This is a genomic window from Polynucleobacter yangtzensis (assembly GCF_027924165.1).
Lineage (GTDB): Bacteria > Pseudomonadota > Gammaproteobacteria > Burkholderiales > Burkholderiaceae > Polynucleobacter > Polynucleobacter yangtzensis.
In genome coordinates this window covers 1,623,193-1,639,007 of sequence record NZ_AP026973.1, presented here as the reverse complement: position 1 = coordinate 1,639,007, position 15,815 = coordinate 1,623,193, and the positions used below count along the sequence as shown (strand labels likewise).

The 15,815-nt window shown below is 47.3% G+C and carries 14 protein-coding genes; 8 read left to right on the top strand and 6 right to left on the bottom strand.

Annotated elements, in window-relative coordinates; translation table 11 throughout:
• Positions 1 to 30: 30 nt before the first annotated feature.
• The 5 genes from QMF28_RS08215 (at position 31) to QMF28_RS08195 (ending at position 4,787) form a co-directional block, all read left to right on the top strand.
• A complete protein-coding gene (locus QMF28_RS08215) occupies positions 31 to 1,203 on the top strand; it encodes a branched-chain amino acid ABC transporter substrate-binding protein (protein ID WP_068320812.1) in 1,173 nt (390 codons plus the stop codon).
• Positions 1,204 to 1,278: 75 nt separating this feature from the next.
• Positions 1,279 to 2,214: a branched-chain amino acid ABC transporter permease gene (locus tag QMF28_RS08210; RefSeq protein WP_281742249.1), complete on the top strand. Its 936-nt coding sequence runs from the start codon at positions 1,279 to 1,281 to the stop codon at positions 2,212 to 2,214.
• On the top strand, positions 2,207 to 3,295 hold the full coding sequence (locus QMF28_RS08205; protein WP_425594892.1) for a branched-chain amino acid ABC transporter permease: 1,089 nt from the start codon (positions 2,207 to 2,209) through the stop codon (positions 3,293 to 3,295). The genes QMF28_RS08210 and QMF28_RS08205 overlap by 8 nt, the downstream gene beginning before the upstream one ends.
• A complete protein-coding gene (locus QMF28_RS08200) occupies positions 3,295 to 4,074 on the top strand; it encodes an ABC transporter ATP-binding protein (protein ID WP_068320804.1) in 780 nt (259 codons plus the stop codon). The genes QMF28_RS08205 and QMF28_RS08200 overlap by 1 nt, the downstream gene beginning before the upstream one ends.
• Positions 4,071 to 4,787, top strand: a complete 717-nt coding sequence (locus QMF28_RS08195) for an ABC transporter ATP-binding protein (RefSeq protein ID WP_281742247.1) — start codon at positions 4,071 to 4,073, stop codon at positions 4,785 to 4,787. Before QMF28_RS08200 ends, QMF28_RS08195 begins: the two co-directional genes overlap by 4 nt.
• A gap of 24 nt (positions 4,788 to 4,811) precedes the next feature.
• Here QMF28_RS08195 and QMF28_RS08190 read toward each other — a convergent pair whose 3' ends face one another.
• Positions 4,812 to 6,005, bottom strand: a complete 1,194-nt coding sequence (locus QMF28_RS08190) for an acetylornithine transaminase (RefSeq protein ID WP_281742245.1) — start codon at positions 6,003 to 6,005, stop codon at positions 4,812 to 4,814.
• A 72-nt stretch (positions 6,006 to 6,077) separates the two neighbouring features.
• Entirely contained in the window at positions 6,078 to 7,118 is a 1,041-nt protein-coding gene (locus QMF28_RS08185; protein ID WP_068320948.1) for a CDP-6-deoxy-delta-3,4-glucoseen reductase, read from the bottom strand.
• A gap of 27 nt (positions 7,119 to 7,145) precedes the next feature.
• Between QMF28_RS08185 and QMF28_RS08180 the strand changes: the two genes are divergently transcribed.
• Positions 7,146 to 8,042: an SDR family oxidoreductase gene (locus QMF28_RS08180; protein WP_240480873.1), complete on the top strand. Its 897-nt coding sequence runs from the start codon at positions 7,146 to 7,148 to the stop codon at positions 8,040 to 8,042.
• Here the strand turns inward: QMF28_RS08180 and QMF28_RS08175 are convergent.
• The 3 genes from QMF28_RS08175 to QMF28_RS08165 all read right to left on the bottom strand — a co-directional run bounded on the left by QMF28_RS08175 (position 8,023) and on the right by QMF28_RS08165 (position 11,863).
• Positions 8,023 to 9,795, bottom strand: coding sequence for a glutamine--tRNA ligase/YqeY domain fusion protein (locus QMF28_RS08175; RefSeq protein WP_281742243.1), 1,773 nt, complete (start codon positions 9,793 to 9,795; stop codon positions 8,023 to 8,025). The genes QMF28_RS08180 and QMF28_RS08175 overlap by 20 nt on opposite strands.
• Before the next feature lie 84 nt (positions 9,796 to 9,879).
• Positions 9,880 to 11,382 (bottom strand): tripartite tricarboxylate transporter permease, encoded by a 1,503-nt coding sequence (locus QMF28_RS08170; RefSeq protein ID WP_068320796.1) that lies wholly within the window; start codon positions 11,380 to 11,382, stop codon positions 9,880 to 9,882.
• Positions 11,383 to 11,401: 19 nt separating this feature from the next.
• On the bottom strand, positions 11,402 to 11,863 hold the full coding sequence (locus tag QMF28_RS08165) for a tripartite tricarboxylate transporter TctB family protein (RefSeq protein WP_068320795.1): 462 nt from the start codon (positions 11,861 to 11,863) through the stop codon (positions 11,402 to 11,404).
• Between the two features lie 122 nt (positions 11,864 to 11,985).
• Here QMF28_RS08165 and alaS point away from each other — a divergent pair, with 122 nt between their 5' ends.
• Both alaS and QMF28_RS08155 read left to right on the top strand, forming a co-directional pair.
• Positions 11,986 to 14,610 carry an alanine--tRNA ligase gene (gene alaS, locus QMF28_RS08160; protein WP_281742241.1) on the top strand — a complete coding sequence of 875 codons (2,625 nt, stop codon included), beginning with the start codon at positions 11,986 to 11,988 and terminating at the stop codon, positions 14,608 to 14,610.
• 14 nt (positions 14,611 to 14,624) lie between these two features.
• Entirely contained in the window at positions 14,625 to 14,852 is a 228-nt protein-coding gene (locus QMF28_RS08155) for a sulfurtransferase TusA family protein (RefSeq protein WP_281743665.1), read from the top strand.
• Positions 14,853 to 14,916: 64 nt separating this feature from the next.
• Here QMF28_RS08155 and galU read toward each other — a convergent pair whose 3' ends face one another.
• A complete protein-coding gene (galU, locus tag QMF28_RS08150; RefSeq protein WP_068320791.1) occupies positions 14,917 to 15,801 on the bottom strand; it encodes a UTP--glucose-1-phosphate uridylyltransferase GalU in 885 nt (294 codons plus the stop codon).
• Between the last annotated feature and the right edge of the window lie 14 nt (positions 15,802 to 15,815).

The window sequence follows — 15,815 nt, the reverse complement described above, 5'->3', positions numbered from 1 at the left end:
ATACATAAATCCATAACAGAGGAGCTGTACATGAACAAATCACACATAACAAAAAGTGCTCTTGCTTTAGCAGCTTCAGCTTTACTACTAGCAGCCTGTGGCAAGGGTGGCGATAAATCTGCTGCAGTTCCATCGGATGCTGTTGAAGTAAAAATTGGCCACGTTGCTCCACTCACAGGCCCCATTGCCCACTTGGGTAAAGACAATGAAAATGGCGCACGCTTAGCGCTCGAAGAGATCAATAAAGCAGGCTTAACCATTGATGGAAAAAAGGTAGTGCTGACTTTGGTGCCAGAGGACGATGCAGAAGATCCAAAGACAGCTACGCAAGTAGCTCAAAAGTTAGTAGATGCCAAAGTGGTTGGCGTAGTGGGGCACTTAAATTCTGGAACAAGTATTCCAGCCTCACGTATTTATAGTGATGCAGGCATTACACAAGTATCACCATCTGCTACTAATCCTGATTACACCAAGCAAGGTTTTAAAACGACTTATCGTTTGGTGGCAACTGATGCACAACAAGGTCCAGCCTTGGCTAACTATGTTGCTAATACCTTGAAGGCAAAAACGGTAGCCATCATCGATGACTCCACTCAGTACGGCAAAGGCTTAGCTGATGAGTTTGAGAAAACGATCAAAGCGGCTGGAGTAAAAGTAGTTACTCGCGAAGCGAGCAATAACAAAGCTACGGATTTCAAGGCTATCTTGACGAAGATTAAAGGCAGCAAGCCAGATGTCATCATGTACGGCGGCATGGACGCCACCGGTGGTCCATTAACTAAACAGGCAGCTGAGCTTGGTATTAAAGCGAAAGTGGTCGGTGGTGACGGTATGTGTACCGAGAAGCTTGCTGAATTGGCTGGCGAGGCTGTAGTTAACGTAACTTGCTCTGAGGCTGGTATGGCTTTATCAAAGATGGCGCAAGGTGCGGACTTCCAGAAGCGTTACAAAGAACGCTTTAATACAGATGTGCAAATTTATGCGCCTTTCACTTATGACGCTGTTTATGTTTTAGTAGATTCTATGAAGCGTTCAAACTCAACCGATCCTGCAAAGATTTTGGCTGCTATGCCTGACACAAAAATACAAGGTTTAGTAGGTAATATTGCTTTTGATAACAAAGGCGATATGAAAGAAGGTGTAATTACTTTGTACGACTTCAAAGATAAAAAGAAAACAGTGCTTGATGTCATTAAGATGTAATGACGCTTCAATAAAAAATGGCGCCGCTACTGCGGTGCTATTTTTTTATCAAGACTAAATCAATCCCAAAGCTCCATGGATATTCTTCTTCAGCAGATCATTAATGGCTTAGTGCTAGGTAGCATCTATGCCTTGATCGCACTAGGTTACACCATGGTGTATGGCGTGCTGGGGATCATCAATTTTGCACACGGCGAAGTCCTGATGATTGGCGCAATGGTTTCACTTTCATTGCTGCGCTTGATCTTGAGCTTAACAAGTGACTTACCTGGTTGGCTCACCCTCCTGATTGTCTTGCCGATTACGATGGCAGTCTGTGCGGGGTTGAGTTACTGGATTGAGCGGATTGCTTATCGCCCTCTTCGCAATGCGCCTCGTTTGGCACCACTGATATCGGCTATTGGTATGTCCATTTTGCTGCAAACCATCGCAATGATGATTTGGTCACGTAATCCGATGACCTACCCACAATTACTGCCATCAACTCCAATTGATTTATGGGGTAGTGGTGCGACGATTACTGGTAAAGAAATTGTGATCATTATCGTAGCCTTGGTAGTGATGGCTGGCTTATTGTTTTTGGTTGAGAAAACAAAGCTTGGCAGAGCAATGCGCGCTACTGCTGAGCAAACTCAAATTGCTGCATTGATGGGCGTTAATCCAAATCGTGTCATCTCAATTACGTTTATGTTGGGCGGTGCATTGGCAGGTCTTGCGGGCGTCATGATTGCCAGTAACTATGGCAACGTTCATTTTTATATGGGCTTTATTCCGGGTCTGAAAGCATTTACTGCCGCCGTTCTGGGTGGCATCGGTAATTTGCAGGGCGCGATGTTGGGTGGCTTGCTATTGGGCTTGATTGAATCTTTGGGCGCTGGATATATTGGTGAGCTCACTGGTGGAGTCTTTGGATCTAACTATCAAGATATCTTTGCCTTCTTGGTATTGATTTTGGTTTTGGTATTGCGCCCTACTGGTTTACTGGGGGAGAAGGTTTCTGATCGTGCTTAAAAGCCTTTTTACCAATCGTTTGAGTCGCTCTTCCTACCTATGGCTTGGAGCCATTGCTTTAGTGTTGCTACCTTGGGTGGTGGGAGCTGGTGGTGGTAACTATTGGGTACGAGTGCTCGATTTTGCTTTGCTCTATATCGTGCTCGCTTTAGGCTTAAACGTGGTTGTTGGCTTTGCGGGTCTTTTGGATTTGGGTTACATCGCTTTTTATGCGCTAGGCGCCTATAGCTTTGCCTTAATGGCTTCCCCTCATTTACCAACTCAGTTTGAAAGCATTGCAGCGACCTTTCCGGAGGGTATGCACTTTTCGCCCTGGATGGTTGCAGTATTTTCGATCATCTTGGCGGCTCTTTTTGGATTGATCTTGGGTCTACCTACCTTGCAATTGCGAGGGGATTACCTAGCGATTGTGACTTTGGGTTTCGGTGAAATTATTCGCATCTTTATGAATAACCTGGATCGCCCTCTCAACCTCACTAATGGCCCCAAGGGAATCTCCGGAATCGATCCTATCCAGTTATTTGGCATCTCATTTATAAAGCCTCTGGATTTGGGTTTTATACAAATACCCGGTTTGTATTTGATTTTCTATTTATTCCTTCTGCTGGCAATCGCAGTAGCCATCGTTTGCTTGCATTTGCAAGACTCGCGCATTGGACGTGCTTGGATCGCCATTCGTGAAGATGAGATCGCTGCAAAAGCGATGGGCATCAATACCCGTAATATGAAATTGCTAGCCTTTGCCATTGGCGCTTCTTTTGCTGGAGTGGCAGGAGTACTGTTCTCCGCTTTCCAGGGCTTTGTTTCTCCAGAGTCATTCACTCTCTGGGAGTCGATCGTAGTCTTGGCTATGGTAGTTCTAGGGGGTATAGGACACATTCCAGGAGTGATTTTGGGCGCCGTACTTTTGGCGGTATTTCCGGAAGTATTGCGCGGCATTGCGCAGCCAGTTCAACAGTTTCTGTTTGGTCATGTCATTGTTGACGTGGAAATCATTCGTCAGTTGATTTATGGCTTGGCTTTAATTTTGATCATGCTCTATCGTCCAGGCGGTATTTGGCAAAAGAGTGGGGCAAGGTAATGACAAGATCAGATCACTTGCTTCTAGATGTCACTGACGTTTCAAAACGTTTTGGCGGTGTTCAGGCCCTAGACTCTGTTGGTCTGCAAGTGGCGCATAGTTCAATCGTTGGATTGATTGGTCCCAATGGCGCTGGCAAGACCACCTTCTTTAATGTCATCACTGGTTTATATCCAGCTGACTCTGGGATCTTTTTATTTGATGGTCAATCTTATTTCCCAGAGTCTGTATCTGAAGTAACTAAATCCGGCCTTGCTAGAACATTTCAAAACATTCGTCTCTTTGGTGAAATGTCTGTTTTAGAAAATGTGATGGTAGGTTGTCACTGCCGCACTAAAGCCGGATTGCTAGGTGCAATCTTTCGCTTTCCATCTGCTAAGCGCGAAGAGCGCGCCATCAGAGAAAAGGCCCAGCAGCTCTTGGCTTATGTTGGTCTTGGTGAGTTCGCCAATATGCAGGCGCGCAATCTTTCGTATGGACATCAGCGCCGCCTAGAAATTGCGAGAGCATTAGCGACTGAGCCTAAGCTCTTGGCATTGGATGAGCCAGCTGCCGGCATGAACGCTACTGAGAAGCTGGAGCTTCGCGAGTTATTGTTGCGTATTCGTGCTGACGGTAAAACGATTTTGTTAATTGAGCATGATGTGAGCTTGGTGATGGGTATTTGCGATAGCCTAACTGTGCTTGATTACGGCAAGGTGATTGCCTCTGGGAAGCCTGCAGATGTACGTACTCATCCAGAGGTCATCAGAGCCTATCTCGGACAAGGGGCTGCATGATGAGCGCCTTACTTCATGTAAAAGATCTCAAGGTCTCCTATGGCGGCATTAACGCTGTCAAAGGAATAGATTTGCATGTCAATCAAGGCGAGCTTGTTGCTTTGATTGGTGCGAATGGCGCTGGCAAAAGTTCTAGCATGAAAGCTATTGCTGGTTTGCTGACACCTTCAGCTGGCGAGATTCATTTTACAAATCAGGAAACTAGGAAGTTGCCTGCTTATGAATTGGTGCGCCTAGGTCTGGGCATGGTGCCTGAAGGGCGCGGTGTATTTAAGCGCATGACGATTTTAGAGAATCTCCAAATGGGTGCTTACTTAAAAACCAATCCCAAAGATATCGAGCGTAAGCTTGAAGAGGTATATTCGTATTTCCCAAGACTAAAAGAGCGCTTATCTCAGCTGGCGGGCACGCTGTCTGGCGGTGAGCAGCAGATGGTGGCAATGGGCAGGGCGATGATGGCTGAGCCTAAGTTATTGCTGTTAGATGAGCCCTCAATGGGCCTATCCCCCATCATGGTCGAGACCATTTTTGATGTTGTTCGCAGTTTGTCCTCGAGCGGGATGACTATTTTGCTCGTAGAGCAGAACGCACGACTAGCTTTGCAGATGGCAGATCGCGCTTATGTGATGGAGAGTGGCTTAATTACTCTCAGTGGCTCTGGCAAAGATTTGCTGGAAGACTCAAGAGTGAGAGCTGCCTATCTCGGTGAATAAGTAGGCAGTTAGCTGCGGTAAGTCTTACGCTATTTCCTTGAGTAACTCACGCAGCATATTACACATCTGGCGAATTTCATCATCAGAGACATTCAAAGCAGGCATAAAGCGCAGCAGGTTTGGTCTTGGTGAATTAATCAACAAACCCTCGGGGCTACGATCACGCGCCAGCTCAACCAATTTTGGGCCAATATCTTTTCCGAGCATTAAAGCGCGCAGCAAGCCTTCGCCGCGCTCGCCTTCAAGATTAAATTCAGCGCAAAGCTTGAGCAATTCTGATTTGAGAAGTGCGCCTTTGGCTTTAACGCTATCTAAAAATCCTGGTGCCAAGAGCTGCTCAATCACGCTAATACCTACTGCAGTCATCAAAGGATTGCCGTTGTATGTTCCGCCCTGATCGCCAGGCACAAAGCAAGCCACTGCATCGGTAGCCAATAAGGCTGCCAATGGAACGCCACCACCAATGCCTTTACCCAAAGTCATGATGTCTGGCTCAATGCCATAGTTTTGGTAGGCAAAGAGGGCGCCAGTACGTCCGCAGCCTGCTTGCACTTCATCAGCAATCAAAAGAATATTGTTTTCTTTTGTGAACTTGCGTAGTTCACGCATAAATTCAGGAGTTGCTGGAATCACGCCGCCTTCACCCTGAACTGGCTCGAGCATTACTGCAACTGTTTTATCGGTCACCAGTTTTTTGACAGACTCCAAATCATTTAAATCTGCCTTGGGAAAGCCTGCAACCTGTGGAGCAAACATAGTGTCCCAGTTCGGCTTTCCGGAGGCGCTCATCGTTGCCAATGTGCGACCGTGAAAACTGTGATCAAAGGTGATGATTTCAAAGGCGCCAGATTTATTGAGCTGACCCCATTTGCGTGCCAACTTAATAGCACCTTCATTAGCCTCGGCGCCACTGTTCGCAAAGAACACTTTGTTAAAGCAGCTGTTTTCTGTAAGCAGATTGGATAAACCAATCATCGGTTCGTTGTAGAACGCAGGACTTGGATTGATCAACTTCTTTGCTTGCGCATTGAGCGCTTCAATCATCCCTGGGTTGCCGTGACCTAAGCAATTCACTGCCCAACCTTGTAGAAAGTCTAAATAGCGCTTGCCGTTGTTATCTGTTAGCCATGAGCCCTTGCCTTCAACCATCACTACTTCTGGACGCGGAGTAATAAACATGACTGAATGGGTGTCAATAGTCTGGAGTGGCTTATTCATGCTGGTATGGGTTGATAAGTTAATAAGGGCAAATAAGGCTTCTATTATCCCGCTGATTTGATTTCGCAGTTACTAGGCTGTCGCTAAATCCGCAGCGCTGGTAAAGGAATCGGCAAAGAATTCTTCCTCGGGTAGCTGGCATTTGCCTGAGAAGTCATTTCTGGCTGCATTGACCATGACTGGGGCGCCACAGGCATAGACTTGAAAGTCTTGCATGTCAGGATGGTCTGCCATCACAGCTTGGTGCACAAAGCCTGTGCGACCCTGCCAGCCATCTTCTGCCAGTGCATCTGAGATCACCGGGATGTACTTGAAGTCAGAAATTTCTTTTTCCCAAGCTTGGCACAGGTCATTCAAGTACAAATCGCCAGGGCGACGACCGCCCCAATAAAGATGAATTGGTCGTTGAATCTTTTTGGCCTGCATTTGTTCGATGATGGATTTGATGGGAGCAAAGCCCGTGCCGGCGGCAACAAAGATAATCGGTTTCTTAGAATCTTCTCTTAAGAAAAAGCTGCCTAGCGGGCCTTCAAAGCGCAAGATATCTTTTTCTTTCAGCGCTGGTGTAGCAGCACCAAATACAAAATCGGTAAACAGACCGCCAGGCAAATGGCGAATATGTAACTCAAGAGGACCTTCTTGCTCTGGTGCGTTAGCAATCGAGTAGGCACGACGTTGACCGTCCTTCAGAAGAAACTCTAAGTACTGGCCGGCTAAGAACTGAAAGCGTTCAGCCGCGGGCAACTGCAGCTTCAGAATGACAACGTCACTGCTTGGTTTGATAATGGCATTTACACGGCAAGGCACCTTGCGAATCGCAATATCACCGGCGCCTTGGACTTCACGCGCTTCAATGAGGAGGTCTGATTGAGGGTGGGAGCAGCAAAATAAAATACCGCCAGCAGTTTCATCCGCCTTAGAAAGAGCACTTTCACTATGCTGTCCGTGGGTCACTTGACCTTCTACGACTTTGCCTTTGCAGGAGCCACAAGCACCATTTTTGCAGCCATAAGGAAGATTGATTCCTTGACGTAGCGCGGCCTCCAGGACATTTTCATCTGGATTGACGGTAAATTGTTTGCCGCTCGTTTTGAGCGTGACTTGATAAGACACTCTCATTCCTTTCAATAAATCGTTACGATGTCACTTATGCAATCTTTTGGTAAACCTTCAATCCTGATTATTGGCTGCGGAGATATTGGTCTTCGGGTGGCCAAGCAGCTCTCGCGAAGTCATCGTGTTTTTGCACTTACTTCTCAGCAGAGTCGCTTTCAGGAATTGAGGGAGGTTGGCGCGACTCCTATTTTGGGCAACCTGGATCAACCAGAGTCTTTATGGCGCCTGGCCGGTTTAGCTCAAACCGTGATTCATTTGGCACCACCTCAAAATAGTGGAAATCGTGATTGCCGAACCCGCAACCTAATTCGAATTTTAGCCCAAGGCTCTAATGCTGTCAGACGTCTGATCTACATCAGCACTACAGGTGTCTATGGGGATCATCGTGGTGCCAAAGTGAGTGAAATTACTCCAGTAAACCCCCAAAGTGAACGCGCCAAAAGAAGGGTGGATGCCGAGCGAGTACTACGTTTATGGGGTCCTGCAAATGGCGTGGCCGTAACCATTTTGCGTGTCCCTGGAATTTACGCCACCGACCGTTTACCAATAGAGCGACTAGAGTCCAAAACACCAGCGCTAGTCGCCGAAGAGGATGCCTACTCTAACCATATCCAAAGTGATGATTTAGCAAGGTTGGTTTGTGCGGCGGTGTATCACGGCAAACCTCAGCGCATCATTAATGCCTGCGATGGTGGTGAAACGAAGATGGGCGATTACTTTGATGAAGTAGCTGATGCCTTTGGGCTACAAAGACCGGCTCGATTACCTGGCAATGAGTTGCAGAAAATTGTCAGCCCGATGCTGTGGTCATTTATGCGCGAATCTCGTAGAGTGACTAATGCGCGCTTACATGAACTTAAAACACCACTGCGCTATCCAAGCGTAGGACATTTTCTTAAAACTATTTCCAAGAATCCTTAAGCCCAACAGTACGGTTAAATACTGGCTTGCCAGGCTGGCAATCTTTTTGGTCAGCAACAAAGTAACCATGGCGTTCAAACTGAAAGCGATCTTCAGGCTTAGCATCTTTCATGCAGGGCTCTAAATAAGCGGCAATGGTTTGCTTGGAGTTAGAGTTGATTGCATCCAGGAAATTCTTATCACCGCTGTCTGGATGAGGGTCGCTAAAGAGGTGATCATAAAGACGCACTTCAGTAGGAATAGCCTCAGCGGCGCTGATCCAATGAATATTGCCCTTAACCTTATAGTTATTGGAGCCTGGGGTCCCGCTCTTGCTATCAGGGAAGTGAGTCACATTAACTTGCGTGACATTGCCGTGCGCATCAGTTTCAAAGCCAGTGCACTCGACTACAAAGCCATGGCGTAAGCGAACGCGACTACCGGGTTGATCGCCAATTGGCGGATACAGTCTGAAGAACCCTTTGATTGGTTCTTGCATAAAGTCATCTGCTTCAATCCATAGTTCGCGGGTGAAATTAAACTCACGATTACCCCATTCTGGATGATTAGGGTGACGTGGTGCAGAACAGGCCTCTTTTGCTGAAGCATCAAAGTTTTCTACTACGAGCTTGAGTGGTTTTAGTACTGCGGTAGCGCGTGGTGCTCTAACTTCAAGATCATCGCGTAGGGCCTGATCGAGAGTGCTCATATCAATCCAACTGTCTGCCTTTGAAACACCAATGCGTTCACAGAACAAACGAATGCTTTCTGGGGTGTAGCCGCGACGACGTATGCCTACGATGGTTGGCATACGTGGATCATCCCAGCCTTCAACATGCTTCTCTTCTACCAGTTGCAATAACTTGCGTTTGCTGGTGATCGTGTAGGTCAGATTGAGGCGAGCGAATTCATACTGATGCGGTACTGGATCTTTAAATACGCCCAATTCTTTTAGAGAATTCACAATCCAGTCATATAGCGGACGGTTGTTCTCAAACTCCAGTGTGCATATGGAATGGGAGACGTTCTCTAAGGCATCGGAGATGCAATGTGTGAAGTCATAAAGCGGGTAAATACACCACTTGCTGCCGGTACGATGGTGATCCGTATGGCGGATGCGATAAACCACAGGGTCACGCATCACGATGTTCGGGTGTGCCATATCAATCTTCAAGCGAAGAACATGCTCACCATCTTTGAATTTGCCATCGCGCATCTCGCGAAATAGTTGCAGATTTTCTTCTGGACTACGATCGCGATAAGGACTGTTTTTTCCTACCTGCCCAAAGTTGCCGCGATTGGTATGGATGTCATCAGCACTCTGGCTATCAACATACGCTTTGCCATTTTGAATCAAAATTTCGGCAAACTCATAGAGGCGATCAAAGTAATCGCTTGCATGATAAAGATGAGTTCCCCAATCAAAGCCTAACCACTTCACTGCATCCAAAATACTATCGGCATACTCAACATCTTCTTTGACTGGATTGGTATCGTCCAGACGCATATTGCAGCGCGCGCCACCTACTTGATTGTTGTAATCAGCAGCCAAGCCAAAGTTCAAACAAATGCTTTTAGCGTGACCAATGTGTAAATATCCATTCGGCTCAGGCGGAAAACGGGTGATGATTGATGGGATAGACTCACCAGCTAAATTGGTGCGCTGTGAAAAAGCGCCGCTTGCCAAGTCATGATCAATGATCTGACGTAAGAAGTTAGACGGTTCGGCTACAGCGCCGGTATTTGCTTTGGAGGGTTTGCTATCTTGGGACATAGCCACATTGTAGAGAAAACCCTTGGCCCATAAAGAAAAAGCCCGCAAACTGCTGCGGGCTTGTTTCTGAAGAGGTGGCGGGAATTAATCTTCCACAAACGCCTCTTCGCGAGTCTTCTTCACCGCTGGCAGAGCCACGATCACTACCAAAAGGGCTGCTGCAATGAGTAGACCTAAGGAAAGTGGGCGGGTTACAAAAGTGGAGAAGTCACCACGAGATAACAATAGGGCGCGACGGAAGTTCTCTTCCATCATTGGCCCGAGCACGAAGCCCAACAACAATGGAGGTGGTTCGCAACCCAGTTTGAAGAACAGGTAACCAATCAAGCCAAAGCCTGCAGTTACATAAACATCAAACACGGTGTTATTTACGGTGTACACGCCGATACAGCAGAACACCAAAATTGCTGGGTAGAGGAAGCGATAAGGAATCTTCAGGAGCTTTACCCAGATACCAATCAAAGGCAAGTTCAAGAGAATCAACATCACGTTACCAATCCACATGGAGGCAATCAGGCCCCAGAACAAAGCTGGGTTGCTGGTCATTACCTGTGGACCTGGTTGAATGTTATGAATAGTCATCGCACCAACCATCAAAGCCATAACAGCATTTGGTGGGATGCCTAATGTGAGCAATGGAATGAATGAGGTTTGAGCAGCAGCGTTATTTGCGGCCTCAGGACCGGCAACACCCTCAATCGCACCTTTGCCAAACTCATGGCTGTACTTAGAGGATTTTTTCTCTACAGAGTAAGCGCCGAAAGCTGCAAGCGCTGCGCCGCCGCCTGGCAAGATACCTAGGATTGAGCCAATCGTTGTGCCGCGCAAGATTGATGGAATCATGCGCTTCACATCATTCTTGGTAGGAACCATACTGGTGAGTTTGTTGAGGAAGCCTTCATCATCGCCAGACTTTTCAAGGTTACCCATGATTTCAGCGAAACCGAACACGCCCATCGCAACAGCTACGAAACCGATACCGTCACTCAATTCAGGAATATCAAACGCATAGCGAGATACACCAGAGTTCACGTCTGTACCAATCAAGCCCATTAATAGACCCAAGATGATCATGCCAATCGCTTTGATCAAAGAACCTGATGCCAAAACAACAGCACCGATCAAACCTAAGACCATTAATGAGAAGTATTCAGCAGGGCCAAACTTAAATGCGAGTTGAGAAAGTGGTGCAGCAAATGCAGCTAAAACCAAAGTAGCAACGCAACCTGCGAAGAATGAACCCATACCAGCAGTAAACAAGGCAACACCAGCTCGACCATTTCTAGCCATTTGGTAGCCATCGATCGCGGTCACCACCGACGACGTCTCCCCCGGAATGTTGAGCAAAATCGCTGTGGTAGATCCGCCGTACTGTGAGCCGTAATAAATACCAGCCAACATAATCAAAGCGGCAATTGGAGGCAGAGCATAGGTAGCAGGCAACAACATCGCAATCGTTGCGATAGGGCCAAGACCTGGCAGTACGCCAATCAATGTTCCCAAGATACAGCCGATCAGGCAGTACATCAGGTTTTGTAATGTAAACGCGGTATCAAAACCGAGAGCTAGGTTTGTAAATAAATCCATTTTTCAGAGTCCCGGTTCGTTATTGTTGTAGGAATGCAGGCAGGAGCGGGAACTGAAGTTTCAGACCGACTACAAACACTGAATAAGTAAATGTCACTAAGAAGGCTGCATTAATCGCAGTACCTTTCCAAGTAAATTCTCTGCTTGCGCTAGCGGCAACAAAAACCAAAACCACTACTGCAATCAAGAATCCAAGACGTGGAAGCAACAAGCCGTAGAGCACCACCGCGCCGGTAATTTGCGCCATGATGCGCCAATTAAATTTAGGGATGGATTCAATTGCAGCTTTGGCACCAAAGGCCTTAACTGCTACTAGAACGCCCAATAGGAACATTAAAATGCCCAAATAGAACGGGAAATAGCCGGGACCCATTTTGGCGGCGGTTCCCATTGGGTAATTTGTGGCCATGATGGCGAAGAAGAGGCCAATGACCATATACATGATCCCGGCCCCAAAATCCCGTTGATTGCGAATTTTCAAGTTGCTCTCCTTATTGTCGACTCAGATGCCGATTTTTATTGATGTTGTGGGATTGTAAGGCAGGTTTAGGGCTTCTACCTTAGCGTTTGCCCTATGCTAGTGCCAATGCGATAATTATCGGCATGAAAGTCTCCCAAATTCGCCAGGCTTACCTGGATTTCTTCGCCCAAAAAGGCCACCAAATAGTCCCGTCCAGCCCTGTGGTTCCTGGGGATGACCCAACCTTGCTATTTACCAATGCGGGTATGAATCAGTTTAAGGACGTGTTTTTAGGGTTCGATAAGCGCCCTTATAACCGTGCTACGACTGCTCAAAAGTGCATCCGGGCAGGCGGAAAACACAATGACTTGGATAACGTGGGCTATACCGCCCGCCACCACACCTTTTTTGAAATGCTGGGAAATTTCTCGTTTGGGGACTATTTCAAGAAAGATGCCATTCAGTTTGCCTGGGACTTATTGACCCAGACATTTAAGTTGCCCAAAGAAAAGCTCTTGGTAACGGTGTACGCCGAAGATGATGAGGCTTTTGAGATTTGGAATAAACAAATAGGTGTCCCAGCCGATCGCATTATTCGCATTGGCGATAACAAGGGCGCACGCTATGCATCAGACAACTTTTGGATGATGGGTGACACAGGCCCATGCGGACCATGCACTGAGATTTTTTATGATCACGGTGACCACATTGCTGGCGGCCCTCCTGGAAGCCCGGATGAAGATGGCGATCGTTATATTGAAATTTGGAATAACGTTTTCATGCAGTTCAACCGAGATGAAGCAGGTGTGATGCATCCACTGCCTAAGCCGAGCGTTGATACCGGCATGGGTCTTGAGCGTATTGCTGCAGTGTTGCAGCACGTTCACTCCAATTATGAAATTGACCTCTTCGTCAATCTCCTCAAGGCTTCGAAGGAAGCGGTAGATGCTGCTGGCGGTGAAAATTGCGATGCAGATAGCCCTTCACTCAAAGTGATTGCCGATCATATTCGTGCATGTAGTTTCATCGTAGTGGACGGTGTGATTCCAGGTAATGCGGGGCGCGGGTATGTCTTACGTCGTATTGCGCGTCGTGCAATCCGTCACGGTTATAAATTAGGTGCACGCAAACCATTCTTCTATCAATTAGTTCCTGCGCTTGTTAAAGAGATGGGTGATGCCTATCCAGAGTTGCGTGCTGCACAAGATAAGGTGAGTGAAGTTATCAAACAAGAAGAAGAGCGCTTCTTCCAAACCATTGCTAACGGCATGGAAATTCTGGATGGTGCTTTAGCAGGTGGTGCAAAAGTGGTTGATGGTGAAACTGCTTTCCGCCTGCACGACACTTTTGGCTTCCCATTGGATTTAACGGCCGACGTTTGTCGTGAGCGTGGTGTGACAGTGGATGGTGAGGGCTTTGAAGTAGCGATGCAAAAGCAACGCGATCAAGCTAGGGCGGCTGGTAAGTTCAAGGTTGCTCAAGGTTTGGACTACAAGGGCGCACCCACCCAGTTTCATGGCTATGACACCTTAAAGCATGAGGGCGCTAAAGTAACTGCCCTTTACGTAGATGGTTCAGCAGTGCCATCCGTGAAAGCGGGTGATGCAGCCGTGATTGTTTTGGATAACACTCCGTTTTATGCCGAATCTGGTGGCCAGGTTGGCGATAAGGGTGAGCTTCGCAATGAGAGTATCCGTTTTGCAGTCGAAGATACCTTCAAGATTCAAGCGGATGTATTTGGTCATCAAGGAGAAGTACTTGAGGGCGAACTCAAGGTGGGCGACTCAATCAATGCATTAGTTGATACACAGCAAAGAGCTGACACAATGCGCAACCATAGCGCAACGCATATTTTGCATAAAGCATTGCGTGAAGTGCTTGGCGATCATGTGCAGCAAAAAGGTTCTTTGGTGGACGCTACTAAGACCCGTTTTGACTTTACACACAATGCACCGATTACCTTGGAACAGATACGTCGCATCGAAGATATTGTTAACCAAGAGATTTTGGAAAATACACCGACTTCGGGCAAGGTTATGTCTTTAGAAGATGCGCAAAAGACTGGCGCCATGATGCTCTTTGGTGAGAAGTACGGTGATGAAGTACGCGTGCTCGAGATTGGTAGTTCTAAAGAGCTCTGTGGTGGCACGCACGTGTCCCGCACTGGTGACATTGGCAGCTTAAAGATTGTTTCTGAAGGCGGCGTTGCTGCTGGCATTCGCCGGGTTGAAGCCGTGACCGGTAATAACGCATTGCAATTCTTGCAAGGCTTGGAAGACAAGATTAATGAAGCTGCAGCAATTCTGAAAACTCATCCTGGTGATTTGGTGAATCGCGTTGCGCAACTTCAAGAAAGTCTGCGTCAAGCAGAGCGTGATTTAGAAAAAGTGAATTCTAAATTGGCTGCGAGCCAAGGTGATGAACTGGCTGGTCAAGCAATTGATGTCAATGGCATCAAGGTATTGGCTGCTCGTTTGGATGGCGCTGATGCAGGCGTGCTCCGTGAAACGATGGATGCCCTTAAAGCTAAGCTCAAAACTGCAGCTATTGTGCTGGCATCAGTTCAGGGCGATAAAGTTAGCTTGATTGCTGGTGTAACAGCTGATTCGATTGGCAAAGTTAAAGCAGGCGACCTCGTGAACTTTGTGGCTCAGCAAGTGGGCGGCAAAGGTGGTGGCAAGCCTGAGATGGCGATGGCTGGCGGCACAGATCCAAGTAAGTTAGGGGCTGCTTTGGCAGGCGTTAAAGACTGGGTGGCAAGTAAATGAGTGATGCTCTAAATATCCCCTTCAATGCAGAGGTTGATGCCATTGGTATGAACTGCCCATTACCAATTTTGCGCACCAAAAAAGCTTTGGCAACGATGCAGTCAGGCGAGGTCTTAAAGATTAAGGCTACTGATGCTGGTGCTGCTCATGACTTTCCGGCTTTTGCTAAGCAAACCGGAAACGAGCTAATTGCCAGTGCTACTGAAGGTGATGTGCTGGTGTTTTTCATGAAGCGCAGGTAGTAGCTCTCAATCCCAATAAAGAAGGCAGAGATCTCTCTGCCTTTTTTGCTTTAGTGGAGGATGATTAAGTCAATGAGCGGCTCTTGAGGTAAGCAGCAAAGTCAGCAGAGACTTCGGGGTGGCGCAGGGCAAACTCGACTGAAGCCTTGAGGTAGCCCAACTTACTGCCACAGTCATAACGCACACCATCGTACTCATAAGCAAATACAGGCTCTTCTTTGAGTAAAGAGGCAATGGCATCAGTCAACTGAATCTCGCCACCCGCACCAGGCTTGAGATTGCGAATATGGGTAAAGATATCGGAGGAGAGAACGTAACGTCCTACAACCGCCAAATTAGACGGCGCATCTTTTGGTTGTGGCTTTTCTACAATACCGTTGAGGCGATAGATACCTTTGGCAACTTCGGCGCCAGAAACGATTCCATAAGAGCTGCTCTTAGCGGGATCAATTTTTTCAACTGCAACTACAGATCCATTTTGCTCATCAAAAACTTTTAGCATTTGCTTGAGAACCGGAGGCTGGCCATCCAATAAGTCGTCAGCCAAGATAATGGCAAATGGCTCATCACGCACCAACTTCTCTGCGCACAAAACCGCATGACCCAATCCAAGCGCTTCAGGTTGGCGTACATATACGCAATCTACGTGGCTAGGCTTAACACTGCGAACAATTTCAAGAAGAGCCTGTTTATTTTTGGCCTCTAATTCAGCCTCGAGCTCATATGCTTTGTCAAAGTGATCTTCAATAGCGCGTTTACTGCGACCTGTAACAAAAATCATTTCAGTAATGCCGGCGGCGATTGCCTCTTCAACGGCGTATTGAATGAGCGGCTTATCCACTACATTCAGCATTTCCTTTGGGCTAGCTTTCGTTGCCGGCAAAAAGCGTGTGCCTAAACCCGCAACAGGAAAGACTGCTTTGGTGACGGCTTTAGTGTTTAACGGCATATGGCTTCCAATCG